This is a genomic window from Polaribacter septentrionalilitoris (assembly GCF_009832745.1).
In the GTDB taxonomy this organism is placed as follows: domain Bacteria; phylum Bacteroidota; class Bacteroidia; order Flavobacteriales; family Flavobacteriaceae; genus Polaribacter; species Polaribacter septentrionalilitoris.
Genome location: NZ_VRMJ01000028.1, coordinates 12775 through 28699 on the forward strand (window position 1 = coordinate 12775; position 15925 = coordinate 28699).

General features: G+C 30.9%; 11 protein-coding genes and 1 pseudogene. 6 read left to right on the plus strand and 6 right to left on the minus strand.

The annotated features are described in order from the left end of the window. Positions 1-250: 250 nt before the first annotated feature. A complete protein-coding gene (locus tag FP421_RS06040; RefSeq protein ID WP_159948627.1) occupies positions 251-2656 on the plus strand; it encodes a glycoside hydrolase family 31 protein in 2406 nt (801 codons plus the stop codon). A 514-nt stretch (positions 2657-3170) separates the two neighbouring features. Here the strand turns inward: FP421_RS06040 and prfA are convergent. Beyond that, positions 3171-4247, minus strand: coding sequence for a peptide chain release factor 1 (gene prfA, locus FP421_RS06045; protein WP_159948629.1), 1077 nt, complete (start codon positions 4245-4247; stop codon positions 3171-3173). Between the two features lie 71 nt (positions 4248-4318). On the opposite strand from prfA, the gene FP421_RS06050 reads away from it, so the two are divergent. Beyond that, positions 4319-4753 (plus strand): hypothetical protein, encoded by a 435-nt coding sequence (locus FP421_RS06050; protein WP_159948631.1) that lies wholly within the window; start codon positions 4319-4321, stop codon positions 4751-4753. On the opposite strand, the gene FP421_RS06055 is transcribed toward FP421_RS06050, so the two are convergent. The 5 genes and pseudogenes from FP421_RS06055 to FP421_RS06070 all read right to left on the minus strand — a co-directional run. Continuing rightward, positions 4754-5308, minus strand: a complete 555-nt coding sequence (locus tag FP421_RS06055; protein ID WP_159948633.1) for a thioredoxin family protein — start codon at positions 5306-5308, stop codon at positions 4754-4756. A gap of 2 nt (positions 5309-5310) precedes the next feature. Next, positions 5311-6525, minus strand: coding sequence for a BaiN/RdsA family NAD(P)/FAD-dependent oxidoreductase (locus FP421_RS06060; protein WP_159948634.1), 1215 nt, complete (start codon positions 6523-6525; stop codon positions 5311-5313). Next, positions 6522-7451, minus strand: a complete 930-nt coding sequence (locus tag FP421_RS06065) for a GYDIA family GHMP kinase (protein WP_159948635.1) — start codon at positions 7449-7451, stop codon at positions 6522-6524. The genes FP421_RS06060 and FP421_RS06065 overlap by 4 nt, the downstream gene beginning before the upstream one ends. Before the next feature lie 90 nt (positions 7452-7541). Beyond that, positions 7542-7913 (minus strand): DUF1569 domain-containing protein, encoded by a 372-nt coding sequence (locus FP421_RS15325; RefSeq protein WP_394350692.1) that lies wholly within the window; start codon positions 7911-7913, stop codon positions 7542-7544. Between the two features lie 93 nt (positions 7914-8006). After that, positions 8007-9275: pseudogene (locus FP421_RS06070) on the minus strand (hydroxymethylglutaryl-CoA reductase, degradative); the annotation flags it as partial. Between the two features lie 285 nt (positions 9276-9560). Between FP421_RS06070 and FP421_RS06075 the strand changes: the two are divergent. The 4 genes from FP421_RS06075 to FP421_RS06090 all read left to right on the plus strand — a co-directional run bounded on the left by FP421_RS06075 (position 9561) and on the right by FP421_RS06090 (position 15893). Continuing rightward, positions 9561-10370, plus strand: a complete 810-nt coding sequence (locus tag FP421_RS06075) for a prohibitin family protein (protein ID WP_159948638.1) — start codon at positions 9561-9563, stop codon at positions 10368-10370. A gap of 115 nt (positions 10371-10485) precedes the next feature. After that, a complete protein-coding gene (locus tag FP421_RS06080) occupies positions 10486-12717 on the plus strand; it encodes a S9 family peptidase (protein WP_159948640.1) in 2232 nt (743 codons plus the stop codon). A 3-nt stretch (positions 12718-12720) separates the two neighbouring features. Next, positions 12721-14274 (plus strand): peptide MFS transporter, encoded by a 1554-nt coding sequence (locus FP421_RS06085; RefSeq protein WP_159948642.1) that lies wholly within the window; start codon positions 12721-12723, stop codon positions 14272-14274. Between the two features lie 68 nt (positions 14275-14342). Continuing rightward, positions 14343-15893, plus strand: a complete 1551-nt coding sequence (locus tag FP421_RS06090; RefSeq protein ID WP_159948644.1) for a peptide MFS transporter — start codon at positions 14343-14345, stop codon at positions 15891-15893. The last annotated feature ends 32 nt before the right edge of the window (positions 15894-15925 follow it).

The following is a 15925-nucleotide window of genomic DNA, read 5'->3' on the forward strand; positions in this document are numbered from 1 at the left end:
TCTTTTTTTTATTTTTACTATGAAAATAACAAAAAAGAAGGCCTTTTTTTTTACACTTAACAAAATATGTAATCTATTTTAAGACTTTAAAAAATCTTACAAAACATTTTTCAATTCCCTAATTTTTAAATAAATAAGCAATATTTTTGAAGTTAATTAAGACGAATAATATGTCGTAAAAAAAAGAGGTAAAAGTTTACTTTTTAATAAAGATTTACGATTTTTACAAGTCACATAAACAACCAAATCAATGATTGTTAATACAGAATTAGAACAAAAAGGAAATTTATTTCCATCAGAAATTGTCGATTACAGAAAAGATGTAGATACACTTTTCTTTACCACAAAAAATAATGTTGTTTTACAACTTACTGTAGTAAGAGACAGTGTTATAAGATTTAGATATGCTACCACTGGGAAATTTGAAAACGATTTTTCTTATGGTGTAACCATTCATGCTTCCAGAGGTTATAACTTCTTAGAAGTTTCAGAAGATAAAACAAACTACATTGTTACTACATCAAAATTAATTTGTAAAGTTGAAAAAGCAAGTTTACAAGTTAGTTTATATGATGCCAAAGATAATGTCTTAATAAACCAAGATGAGATTGGGTTTCATTGGGAAGAAAGTTACGAATATGGTGGTGATATTGTAAAAATGAGTAAAGTTTCTCAAAAAGCAGAGAGCTATTACGGTTTAGGAGATAAGCCTGTTGATGTCAACTTAAAAGGAAAACGTTTTGAAAACTGGGTAACAGATTCTTACGCTTTTGGCAAAAATACAGATCCAATTTATAAGGCCATTCCTTTTTATACTTCTATCCACAACAACAAATCTTATGGTATTTTCTTTGACAATACGTTTAAGACTCATTTTGATTTTGCACAAGAAAGAAGAAATGTAACTAGTTTCTGGGCACAAGGTGGTGAAATGAATTACTACTTTATTTACGGACCACAAATGAGCGATGTTGTTGCCAACTACACAGATTTAACGGGTAAACCACATGCACTTCCTCCTTTATGGGCGTTAGGATTTCATCAATGTAAATGGAGTTATTACCCAGAAAGCAATGTAAAAGAAGTTACAAAAACATTTAGAGATTTACAAATCCCTTGTGATGCTATCTATTTAGATATCGATTATATGGATGGTTTCCGTTGTTTTACCTGGGATAAAAATTATTTCCCAGATCCGAAAAGAATGGTGAAAGAACTAGAAGATGATGGCTTTAAAACCGTTGTTATTATAGATCCAGGAATTAAAATCGATTTAGAATACGATGTCTTTAAAGAAGCCTTAGACAAAGATTACTTCTGTAAACGCGCAGATGGTCCTTATATGAAAGGTAAAGTTTGGCCTGGAGAATGTTATTTTCCAGATTACACAAAACCAGAAGTTAGAGAGTGGTGGTCTGGTTTATTCCAAGAATTAATAGAAGATATTGGTGTAAAAGGTGTTTGGAATGATATGAATGAACCTGCAGTAATGGATGTTCCTAATAAATCTTTTCCAGATGATGTTCGTCATAATTATGATGGTAACCATTGTTCACATAGAAAAGCACATAACGTTTATGGAATGCAAATGGCACGTGCAACATACCATGGATTAAAAAAATATTCGTATCCAAAACGTCCTTTTGTAATTACTAGAGCTGCGTATTCAGGTACGCAAAGATATACCTCTACTTGGATGGGAGACAATGTTGCAACTTGGGAACATTTAGCAATAGCCAACAACCAAGCACAAAGAATGGCAATGTCTGGTTTCTCTTTTGCTGGATCAGATATTGGAGGTTTTGCAGAGCAACCACAAGGAGAGTTATTTGCGAGATGGATTCAATTAGGGATTTTTCATGTTTTCTGTAGAGTACACTCTTCAGGTGATCACGGAGATCAAGAACCTTGGGTTTTTGGTGACGAAATTACTGATATTGTAAGAAAATTCGTTGAACTTAGATATCAATTGTTGCCGTATTTATATACTGCTTTTTGGAATCACATCAAAAATGCAACACCAATTTTAAAATCCTTGGTATTATTTGACCAAGAAGACCAACAAACACACTATAGAAGTGATGAATTTGTATATGGAGAACATATTTTAGTTTGTCCAATACAAGAACCAAATGCTAAAGGTAGAAGAATGTACATACCTAGAGGAAAATGGTATAACTTCTGGACAAATGAATTAATAGAAGGTGGAAAAGAGACTTGGGTTGATGCAGATTTAGACAGCATGCCAATCTTTATCAAAGAAGGAGCTGTAATACCAAAGTATCCCGTACAACAATATGTTGGTGAAAAAGATTTTGATGAAATTACTTTAGAAGTTTATTACAAAAAAGGTAAAGAAAAATCTCAACTTTATGATGATGCACATGATGGATATGATTACAAAAAAGGAAGATATAGTTTACGTACTTTTAAGGTAACAGGAAAAAAGAATGAATTTATCTTACAACAACATAAAGAAGGTACTTATAATGCTAGTTATACAAAGTTTAATGTAGTTTTACATAACTTGCCTTTTACCATTACTTCCGTACAAATTGATAATGTAGAAATCTCTATCGATAGTTCAGAAAATTTTGGAACACAAACTATTATACTAGACAAAGAGTTCACAGAACTTCATTTATTAGGAGAATAAATTAAAAATCTCACCGTTTTCAGTGAGTTCTCTCACCGAAAACAGTGAGGTAAAAAAAACCCCATAAATGGGTATTGCACGGGTGTTTTTACTGCTATATATTTGTAGTATAAGTAATCTATCCCCAGCATTATTTAATGTTAATTAAGATTTCTTAAATATTTGTTTAACACAAAAAGCGATTAACAGGTCCCCTAAACTTTAATCGCTTTTTTTTTGTGCATAAATGTTAAGGCTTCTCACTGAAAACGGTGAGTTTTCTCACTGTTTTCAGTGAGGCAAAAAAACCCCATAAATGGGTATTGTAGGATACTTAATATCAATATATATTTGAAGTGTTATTCTTATCCCCAAATAAGAAATAGTATTTAAAGTTACTTAAATATTTGTTTGACAAAAAGCGATTAAAAGGTCCCCTAAACTTTAGTCGCTTTTTTTATGATTTAAAATGATTGCAAAAAAAAGCTCAAAATGTAAATTTACATTTTGAGCTTTTTTTGTTTTTTTAAGTAGCTTAAAATCCGTCTCCTAATTCTTTAAGTTTTTCGGTGTTTTCAGCCAACATTAATTCGTCTATTATCTTTTGTATGTCACCATTTACAATATTAGATAAATCATATAATGTTAAATTAATTCTATGATCTGTTACACGACCCTGAGGATAATTATAGGTTCTAATTTTGGCACTTCTATCACCAGAAGTTACCATAGATCCACGTTTAGCAGCATCTTCTGCTTGCTTTTTTGCCAATTCTAAATCATATAAACGAGAACGCAATACCTTAAAGGCTTTCTCTTTGTTTTTATGTTGTGATTTTTGATCTTGACATTGCGCTACCAAACCTGTAGGAATGTGTGTTAAACGAACTGCAGAATACGTAGTATTTACAGACTGACCTCCAGGACCTGAAGAACAGAAAAAATCTATTCTTACATCTTTTGGGTTGATTTCTACATCAAACTCTTCTGCCTCTGGAAAAACCATACAGGTTGCTGCAGAAGTATGTACACGTCCCTGTGTTTCTGTTTGTGGAACACGTTGTACACGATGTACACCTGCTTCGAATTTTAAAGTTCCATAAACATCATTTCCTGAAACCTCAAATTGAATTTCTTTAAAACCTCCATTAGTTCCTTCAGAATAATCTACTGTAGATACTTTCCAACCTCTACCCTCACAATATTTAGTATACATTCTAAATAAATCACCAGCAAAAATACTTGCTTCATCACCTCCTGTACCAGCACGTAATTCAACAACTGCATTTTTTGAATCTTCTGGATCTTTAGGTATCAATAGAAATTTAATTTCTTCTTCTATTTCTGGAATTCTGGTAGTTGCTTCATCCATTTCCATCTTTGCCATTTCTACCATTTCTGCATCAGAACCATCAGCTATTATTTCTTTGGCTTCTTCTATATTGTTTAATAAAGATTCGTATTCTTTACCTTTCTTAACAACATCACCTAAGTCTTTGTATTCTTTACTCAATTGCGCATAACGTTTCTGATCCATGATAATTTCTGGTTGAATAATCAAATCAGAAACCTCATCATAACGCTGTTTTACAATCCTTAATTTATCTAACATTTATAACTCTTTTCTTGGATTGCGAATTTACAATTTTTATACCTATATTTAAGACAACCAAACTACTTTTTATGAAATCTCTTCTGATTATGTGTTGTTTATTATCCATATTTTCTTGTAAAAACTACACCAAGAAATCACAAAAACCTAACTTTTTAATTGGTGATTGGATAAGAACCAACAATAAAAAAGAAAGTAGTACATATGAGTTTTGGAAAAAAGATTTTATAGGATTAGGTTTTACTTTGAAAAGTAAAGACACAACTTTTAAAGAAATTTTAAGCATTGTTGAAGTAAATGACACTTTATTTCTAAAAGTAGAAGGTGTAAATGAAAATCCTACCTTTTTTAAATTCACTTCTCAAACAGATACTTCTTTTGTTTGTGAAAATTCAAAAAATGAATTCCCAAAAAAGATAACATACTACACCGAAAATAAATTCTTAAAAGCTGAAGTTTCTTCTGATGATTATAAGATTAATTTTGTTTTTAAAAAAATTAAATAATTATTTCCATTTAATACCACAACCTACACTAGGTTTTTGGTTTTCTATAGGAGTTTTAATCTCTAAGAGAGTATCTAATGCGTTTCGCATATCAGTTCCTGTAACTGTCTTTCCATTTCCTGGTCTAGAATCATCTAGTTGACCATGATAAACAGATTGTAAATCCCCATCAAAAACATAAAAATCTGGTGTACAAGCTGCATCATAAGCTTTAGCTACTTCTTGAGTTTCATCATACAAATACGGAAAAGGATATTGAAGATCTTCTGCCAATTTCTTCATTAAATGTGGAGCATCTTGAGGATAATTCTCAACATCATTTGAACTAATAGCGATAAAATTTATTCCTTTAGGTTGATACTCATTTCCTAATTTTACCAATTGCTCATTTACATGAATTACAAACGGACAATGATTGCAAATAAACATGATCACTGTTCCTTTTTCTCCTTTTAATTCTGATAAAGAATAATGTTTATCATCAATTGTGTTGATTAAAGTAAAGTTAGGAGCCTTTGTTCCAATTTCAAATTTGTTTGATTCTGTTCTTGCCATAATTATTTAGTTTCTGCCAAAGCTTTTGCACAAATATAACCACCTGTCCATGCATTTTGAAAATTAAATCCGCCTGTAACCGCATCAATATTTAAAATTTCGCCAACAAAAAACAAGTTTTTATATAATTTACTTTCAAAACGTTTAAAGTTTATTTCTTTCAAATCAATGCCACCTGCAGTAACAAACTCATCTTTAAACGTAGTTCTTCCATTTGCATTATAGATTCCTTTTGTGAGTTCATTTGCCAGTTTTTCTAATTGATTATTTTTTACATCTGCCCAATTTTGAGTTGCTTTAATTCCTGAAAATAACACAAAACGCTCCCACAATCTTTTTGAGATCTCTGAGAAAGGAGATTTTAAAATAACTGTTTTACGAGGTTCTTTCTTTTTTAAATTTAAAAGAACATTCAACACTTTATCTGTAGGTCTTGACAACCAATTTACCTCAATATTGTATTGATAGTTTTTATCAGCTAAAATTCTTGCACCAAATGCAGATAATTTTAATACAGCTGGTCCACTCATTCCCCAGTGTGTAATTAACAAAGGTCCAGATGCTTCTAGTTTTGTGTGTATAATTTTCACAGTTGCATTTGGAACTGAAGTTCCTAATAAATCTATGAGTCTTTTATCATTAATATTAAATGTAAACAATGATGGTACAGGTTCTATTATAGAATGATTTAACGTTTTGCATAATTCCCAAACTTTTTTAGAACTTCCTGCTGCAAAAACTACTTTATCTGCTTTAAAAGTTTCTCTTTTGGTAATGATAAACCAATCATCACTTTCTTTATAAACTTCATTTACTCCACAATTTGTGAGCACTTTTATGTTCAATCTATCAACTGCATTTTGAAAGCAATCTATAATAGCTTGACTTGTATTTGCTTCAGGAAAAACACGATTATCTTCTTCAATTTTTAAAGGAACTCCCCTATTCTCAAACCACTCAAAAGTATCACCTGTCATAAACTGATGAAAAGGTCCTAACAACTCTTTTTTGCCTCTAGGATAAAAATCACATAACTCTTTTGGAATAAAACACGCATGAGTAACATTGCAACGTCCACCTCCAGAAATTTTTACTTTTTGAAGAACATCGTTACCTTTTTCTAAGATAGTGATATCTAAATCAGGATTATTTTCTTTAGCATTGATTGCCGTAAAATATCCTGCTGCTCCACCTCCAATAATAACTATTTTCTTCATAAAACCATATCATTATAAGGAAGTATTGTCTCAAATCCTTTTTCTTTAAAATATTTAGGAGTTTCTTCATTTCCTGTTGCCATAATAAAATCTCCGCCCCAAGCACCTAGACTTTTTATTGCTCCAAAATAATCAGGAAATAAACGCTCTTTTACGGGTTTTAGTTTGATTATTGAGCTGATAATTTTCTCATGCTCTACAATAAAATCATTAAAGGTTGTAATAGATTTTGTTTCTAAAAGTTGATGAGATATTTCTGATATTCTGTTTATTTCATTAGAAAAATCTTGTTGAGATTCTCTAAATTTTGCAATTCCTTCTTTAGAGTCTTGCTTCTGATTTAAGTGAACAAAGAATACGTTTTCTTTAAAGTCAGGGTTAAAATCAACTTGATTTACAATGGGTTTTTTGTTTTGAATTTGATAAAAAATTGGCGATTCATTTTGTGCACATGCAATATCGTAACCACTTCCTTTAAAGGAATTCCAAAGCAATGTAAACGCATCAACATTTGCCCATGTAGCAATAGAGTTTATTAAAGTTGATGAACTTCCTAATCCCCAATTTCTAGGAAAAGTCAATTCAGTTTTTACGATAAAACCTCCATTTGTTATTAGAAAACTAGGATTTAATCTTTTAGCCTCTTTTAGAATTTCTAATAAAGTTTCTGCAATAACATCAGTATTACCCTCTTTGTCTGAATTAAAAGTAGTTGAGACCAATCTTAATTTTGCCAAATCAAAAACAGCTTCAAACCAACACTCTCCTGTATTGGTAAAACTTCCCCAAATAATTTGAGGTTCTTGAATGGATTCAATTGTTAAATCTTGCCCAAATTTTGTAGGCACAGCTAAAGCTTTTGCGCCATCTAACACTAGGTATTCTCCTGTTAATAATAATTTTCCGTTAGAATAAAAGTTTTTCAAAACATCTTGTCTGGTCGGGCGCAGTCGAGACCTTAATTAAAAATAATCTTACTAAATATGACCTCTCGACTGCGCTCGAGGTGACATGAATTACACTAAGCTAAATTGTTTAAAATGATGCGTAAAATGTTTTACTTGAAATTTCTTCCAATACTCAAAATCAAGCGTTCCAAAAAATGGATGTACTATGGTTCTGTTTTTATCGTCTTCAAAAACTTGGACAAATCTTTTTATTTGATGTATTAAATCATCAATAGCTAAGTCAATAGTTGAAAACGTTAATGCATTGGGTTCATGAGCTAAAAAAGAAGATTTAAAACCAGGTTGTAATTCGTTTTCTGTATCTAAAAAAGGCTTTCTTCTCGCCGTTTTTTCATCAGAAACAAATACATCAACATCCCAATTACCATTCGCAATTTTTGTTACTGCACTTAAATGTTCTATCATTTGTTGGGCATTCATTTTACCAAAAACAGGTTTAATCTGATTATCTAAAGTGGATAGTTTTTCACGAATCAAATCTTCATCTAAAAAGTTTATCCATTTGATTTTTGGTTTTCTGAGTGATGCTAATTTTTCAACAACTGCTGAGTGAGATACTGTTTTATTATCAAAATAAGCAACCACTTGTTCTTTTTCTACATCAGTGGCATCAAACTGATTTAAAATATTCTGCAAGTGCATTTTCATATGACCATGCTGAATTCCTTTAGTTGTTAAAGCCCTTAATGCTGCAAAATTTTGCGCTAATCCTGCTGCAGCCATAATTTGCATTAATTCTTTTGCTGATGGTTTTTGCAACATTTCTAGAGATAATTTTGCCATAGGATGTAAAGCTGTTAAACCGCCAACTGTACCTAAAGCTAAAGGAATCTCAATCCAAAATCTAAAAACTCCATCTTTTACTTCACAATGAGATAAACTAGAATACTCTCCATTTCTTGATGCATAAGCATGAACTCCTGCTTCAATGGCTCTAAAATCATTCCCAGTTGCCAAAACCACAGCATCAATTCCGTTCATAATCCCTTTATTATGGGTAACTGCTCTATAAGGTTCTACTTCTGCAATTTGAACAGCTTGTGCAAACTTTTGAGCAAATTTCTGAGGATTTTCTCCTACTAAATCTTCAACTTTACAGCTTACCTCAGCTCTCACCAAACATTCTGGAACATAATTAGACAATATGCTCATCACTATTTCTATCTCATCATTTTTAAATTCCTGAGCAATAGCCTCCAAACAAGAATTAATGAAATTTGCGCCCATTGAATCTTTAGTTTCGAAGGTAACATGTAACTGATAGTAGTTTGCTAACTTATCTGTTTGATCAATCAACTCAATATCTAAAATTCCACCACCACGTTTTTCCATGTTTTTAGTAATGGATGCTGTAGCTGCAAATAATTCTATCTTATTTTTTATAAAATAATTTTCTAAATCACTTTTATTACCAGCAAACATAAAATGAACTTGTCCTATTTTGGTGGTAGAAATTACTGTAGTTTTAAAGCCTCCTCTTGTACTCCAAAACTTTGCCACCAAAGAAGCTGCTGCAACCACAGAACTTTCTTCAATAACCATAGGAATTGTGTAAGGTTTATCATTAATGATAAAATTTGGTGCAATACCAAAAGGCATATAAAAATTAGTGATTGTGTTCTCTATAAAATCATCGTGAAGTTGTTGTAAATCTTTATCATCATTCCAATATTGTGATATAATCTTTAAGGCTTCCGATGAATTATGAAAGTAATTTTCAGTTAACCAGTTGAGTTTTTCTTCTTTGGTAAACTTCGAAAATCCTGATATAATTTTGCTCATATATTATAATCTGTTCATTACAAAGATAAATGAACTATCATAAACCATAAATATATTTACACAACTATTTAATTGTTTGAATAGATATTTAATTATTAAATCGAGTCTATTTTTTTAGAACTTTAACAAGGTGATCGTAAATTTTTATAATCAGTTACAGTAAACCAATAATTGATAATGTTTAGCAATTATTTTATAAGTAAAATTGATTAAATATATCGCTTATTCAAAAGTATTACTATTATATTTGTGTGTAATATTTATTTAACTTTAAACTATATACGTATGAAAAATTTTAGCTCGCTATTACTCGCAATAATTTTATTTTCTAGTTGTGCTGTAATTAGACCAGGTGAAGTAGGTATTAAGCAAACATTAGGAAAGTTTTCAAATGATGTAAAAACCGAGGGCACTATACTCTATAATCCATTAACAAGTAAAATTGTAAAAGAATCTACGCAAACTAAAAACATTAAGTTAGTACTAAGTCTACCCAGTAAAGAGGGCTTGAGTGTAAATTCTGAAATATCAATCTTACATAGATTACAAGGAGACAAAGTGGCATCTGTTTTAAAAAATCTTGGTCCAAATTATGAAAATGTGATTACAAGTGTGTTTAGATCTGCAGCCTCTGATGTTTGTGCACAGTTCTTTGCAAAAGACATGCACTCTGGCATGAGAGCCAATATTGAAAAAGCTATTTTAGAGAAAATGAAAATTAATCTTGAAAAACAAGCTGATGGTATTGAATTAATAGCTGTTTTAATGAAAAGAATTCAACTTCCCAGAGGTCTAGCAAGCTCTGTTGAAAGGAAATTACAAGCAGAACAAGATGCAATGCGTATGGAATTTGTACTTAAACAAGAAAAATTAGAAGCTGAACGAAAAATTATTAACGCCAAAGGTGAAAGAGATGCTCAATTAATTATAGCTGAAGGTTTAACATCAGGAATTATTAGAATTAAAGCAATTGAAGCTTTTAGAGAATTGGCAAGATCTCAAAATGCTAAAGTAATTATTACAGATGGTAAAACACCTTTAATTGTTGGTAATGAAACAGACACCAAACAAAACGGAAATAAAAGTAAAAAATAAAAAAATACTCAAACCAAAAAGCCTAATATTACGATTAGGCTTTTTTATTTTAACAATGTAAACCTTATTTTTAATCGTTTTTTTACCAATAATTTCGTAAACTTGACGAAGTTTTATGAAATACAAAATATTAATGAGGCATTTTTACCTTTTAACAGCATTATTATTCTTTATCAGCTGTAAAGAAAACCAAAAAACAACTTCAAGCTACACTACTGGATCTAAAGAAATTACCTTAGAAGAAATTTGGAACGGAACTTTTTCTCCAAAAAGGATGAACGCTCTCAACTCTATGAACGGTGATTTTTATTCTTTATTGAATAGAAAAGACGGAAACACAACTGTTGATAAATACAGTTACGCTAGTTTAGAAAAAGTAGCAACCATTGTAAGTAGCGCAGATTTTGCATCTATAGATGCTTTTTCTTCTTATAGTTTTAATGATGATGAAACCAAATTGATTTTAGGTACTAACTTACAGAAAATTTACAGACGCTCTAAAAAAGGAACTTATTATGCTTATGATATTGCTTCCAAAAAGCTAACATTAATAGGAAAAGATATTCAAGAACCCAAATTTTCACCTAATAACAAAAATGTTGCTTACGTAAAAGAGAATAATATCTTTATCAAAAATGTTACTTCTAACGCAATTACTCAAGTTACTAAAGATGGAAAAATCAATAAAATCATCAACGGAATTACAGATTGGGTTTATGAAGAAGAGTTTGGATTTGTAAGAGCTTTTGAATGGAACAAAACAGGTAATTATTTGGCTTTTTTACGTTTTGATGAAACTAATGTACCTACTTTTTCTATGGATATTGTAGGTAATGAATTGTATCCAGATCAACAAGTTTTTAAATATCCAAAAGCGGGAGAAAAAAATGCTGATGTTACACTTCATATGTACAATTTATCAACTAGAAGTAAGAAGAAAATCAGTCTAGGAAACTACGAATATATTCCAAGAATTAAATGGTCTAATAATGATGCTGTTTTAGTAGCAACTACCTTAAATCGTCATCAAGATAATTTAAAATTATACAAAGTAAATGCGTTAAGAACAAGTTCGGTTTTATTATTAAATGAAACTGATGATGCTTATGTAGACGTTAATGACAACTTAACTTTTTTAAGCGATAACAGCTTTATTTGGACTAGTGAGAAAGATGGCTTCAATCATATTTATCATTATAATTTCAATGGTAAACTCATCAATCAGATTACAAAAGGAGATTGGGAAGTAACTCGTTATTATGGCTTTAACGAAAATAAGAAAACTATTTACTACCAATCTGTAGAAAATGGCTCTATTAACAGAGGTGTTTATTCTATTGATTTAGATGGAAAAAATAAAAAATTACTAAGCAATGAAGATGGGCAAAATACAGCTGCATTTAGTAAAAATTTAAACTATTTTATCAATACGTATTCTTCTGCTGAAATTCCGCCAATTTACTCTTTATATTCTGGTGAGGGTGAGATGCTAAAAGTAATTAAAGATAATGCTGATTTAAAAGAAAAGTTAGCTGAGTATAAAATGACTCCAAAAGAGTTTACAACCATTAACATTAATGGTAATGACTTAAACATGTGGATGATTAAACCTGCAGATTTTGATGAAAACAAAAAATACCCATTACTAATGTTTCAATATTCTGGTCCAGGTTCTCAACAAGTTGGAAACAAATGGAATGGAACTAATGATTATTGGCACAACATGTTAGCGCAAAAAGGAATGATTGTAGTTTGTGTTGATGGTCGTGGAACAGGTTTAAAAGGTAGAGATTTTAAGAAAGTAACTCAAAAAGAATTGGGTAAATACGAAGTAGAAGACCAAATTGCAGCTGCTAAAGAATTGGCAAAACGTTCTTATATCGACAAAAATAACATCGGAATTTGGGGTTGGTCTTATGGCGGATTTATGAGTACAAACTGTCTATTAAAAGGAAACGATATTTTTACTACAGCAATTGCTGTAGCTCCAGTTACTTCTTGGAGATTTTACGACACTGTTTACACAGAACGCTACATGCAAACTCCACAAGAAAATGCAAGTGGTTATGATGATAATTCGCCAATAAATTATGCAGATAAATTAAAAGGAAATTATTTGTTAGTTCATGGTACAGGTGATGATAACGTACATGTACAAAATTCATATAGAATGATAAACGCTTTGGTAGAAGCCAATAAACAATTTGATATGTTTATTGTTCCAGACAGAGCACATGGAATTAGAAAAGGAAAAAACACTCGCTTAAATTTGTACACAAAAATGACAAATTATATTGATGAGAACCTAAATAAAAAATCAGATAAATCAATTGAAATAAAAGGATAAATTATGAGTAGTACTGTTAAATTACCACATCAAAAAGAGTTATTTGGACAACCAGTAGGATTATACATCTTATTCTTAACAGAAATGTGGGAACGTTTTTCTTATTATGGAATGCGAGCATTATTAGTGTTATACATGACTACGCAAACTGTTGGAGATGACAGAGGTGCAGGTTTAGGATGGACAAATCAAGAAGCATTAGCACTGTATGGTTGGTATACCATGTTAGTATATGTGATGTCTATACCTGGAGGTATGATTGCTGATAAATTATTAGGTCAAAAAAAATCAGTTTTATTTGGAGCCATTATTTTATGTTTAGGACATGGTGTGCTAGTTATGACAGATATTTGGGCATTTTATTTAGGTTTAGGTTTAGTTATTCTTGGAGTTGGATTGCTAAAACCTAATATTTCTACAATGGTTGGCGGTTTGTACAAAGAAGGAGATATTAGAAGAGATAAAGGTTTTTCAATATTTTATATAGGTATTAATTTAGGTTCATTACTTGCCACTATGGTTGTTGGTTTAGTTGTTGCTGAATGGGGTTGGCATGCTGGTTTTGGTTTAGCAGGAGTTGTAATGGTTTTAGGTTTGATAAATTATATATATGGTCAAAAATATTTAGTTGAAGTTGGAAATTTTACCCCAAGTAAAGGAAGTGAAAATGAAATTTCTTATGGGCAACTATATTCAAGATTATTCAAGTCTCCAAAACAATTAACTTTTGCTTCGATTTTACTTGTATTATCAATTTATGGCTGGTACACTCTAGATTGGGCATATGGTTTGTTATTTTTATTCTTAACTGCTATTACTTCTTTATTAATGATGATATACAAAGAACTTGAATCACAAGTTTTTAAAGACAGGTTTTTAGTTCTTCTTTTATCATTTATCATGGTTATTATTTTTTGGGGAGCATTTGAACAAGCAGGAGGTTTAATGAATTTATACACAGAAACTAATACTGACAGAAACTTTTTTGGTTGGATGATACCTACTGTTATGTTTCAGAGTTTAAATGCTGGCTTTATAATTTTATTTGCAACTGGGGTTGCTGGTTTTTGGGCTAAAAGAAAATTAAAAGGAAAAGAAGCTTCTTCTTTATTTAAAATGGCTCTTGGTATTATCATTATGGGATTTGGTTTCCTTTTTATGGTATTTGCAGCAATGGAATTTGAAAAATCAGGATCTTCAAGCATGCTTTGGTTAGTTCTAGCTTATTTATTTCATACAATAGGTGAACTTTGTATATCTCCTGTTGCACTATCCTTTATTACAAAATTAGCTCCAGTAAAATATGCAGCTTTAATGATGGGAGTTTATTTTGCAGCAACTGGCTTAGGAAACAAAGTCGCTGGTATTGTAGGGGAATCTGCTTCTGATTACGGAGAATTAACCATTTTTTCAGGAATATTGATTTTTACAGTAATCATTGGTGGTATATTTATTTTGATGTTAAAGCCTCTTAAAAGATTAACTCATGGAGTAGAAGAAAAAGAAAGAGATTTAAAAAATGAACTAACAGAAGGTTTCGAGTTAGCTGACCAATAAAATTATTACATATAAAAACCTCATAAATATTACTTTATGAGGTTTTTTGTTTTTAAAATTTAACGATTATGAATTCATCAACAAAAGAATTTAGCTTACTAAATCATAAGCCTGCATTATTTGTTTTGTTTTTCACAGAAATGTGGGAACGCTTCTCCTATTATGGAATGCGAGCTATTTTTGTTTTATTTTTAACAGACTCTTTTGCAGATGGTGGTTGGGAATGGACCAGAGAAAGAGCGCTTGGTATGCTAGCCATTTACACAAGCTCAGTTTACATTACTCCCTTAATAGGAGGGATTATTGCTGACAAGCTTTTAGGATATCAAAAAGCGGTTGCATTAGGTGCTTTTGTAATGACTTTAGGACATGCTTCTATGGCTCTAGAAACTGAACTTACCTTGTATTTAGGAATTGCATTTCTAATCATTGGTAATGGTTTATTTAAACCCAATGTAACTTCTATGGTTAGTGGTTTATATGATAAATATCCAGAACGTAAAGATGGGGCATTTACCATATTCTACATGGGTGTGAACTCAGGTGGTTTTTTAGGAGTGTTACTCTGTGGTTTTTTGGCAAATAACCTGAGCTATTCTTGGGGATTTGGTTTGGCTGGAATTTTTATGTTTTTAGGAACCTTACAATTTTGGTTTGGTAGATCTATTTTCGAAAATGTAGGAACCTCACCTTCTAAAAAAATAGATTTATCTGATGCTGTAGCAGCCGATATTTCAGAGGTTAAAGAAGAAAAAGATATTCCTAAAAATATTCAAAGAGATAGGTATATTGTAGTGGGGCTGTTGGCATTCTTTACAGTATTTTTTTGGTGGGCTTTTGAACAAGCTAGTGGTTCTATGAACATCTTTGCAAGAGATTACACACAAAGAGCATTATCAGGTAATTCTGCCATTATTTTCAAAGTAATTGATGTGTTAATATCTACAATACCATTACTTATAATTTCTTGGGTGTTGATTAAATTATTTAAACAAACCATCTTTAAAATTAAACTATCAAACATTGTTTTAGGAATTAGTTTTTTAAGTATCTGGGGATTTGTAATTTGGAAATTATCCGTAATTTTTTCATCAAAATCAGCTGAAATTGAAGCGTCTTGGTTTTTAATTTTAAACTCTTTATTTATCATATTTTTAGCACCAATTTTCTCTAAATGGTGGGAAAGTAAATACAACCCAACTGCTGCTTTAAAATTTGGAGTTGGTATGATTTTATTAGGGATTGGTTTTGGTGCTTTAGCATATGGTTCTGCTGCTATTCCGCAAGGAGCAAAAACAGCATCTGTAAGTTTAATTTGGTTGGTTTTAGCCTATTTATTTCACACAATGGGAGAACTGTGTATTTCTCCTGTAGGATTATCCTATGTATCTAAACTAGTACCTGCAAAGAAAATAGGAATGATGTTTGGTATTTGGTATTTGGTAAATGCTGTTGGTAATTATTTAGCTGCAAAAACAGGAAGTTATATAGACCCTATTGTTGAACAATATTCAATGTCTTATTTCTTTTTAATTTTTACAATAATTCCAATTGCTGTAGGCTTTATCTTTTTTATTTTAAATCCAATAATTAAAAAATTAATGCACGGAATTAAATAAATTGTAAATTTGATATACAATTTGCGACAATA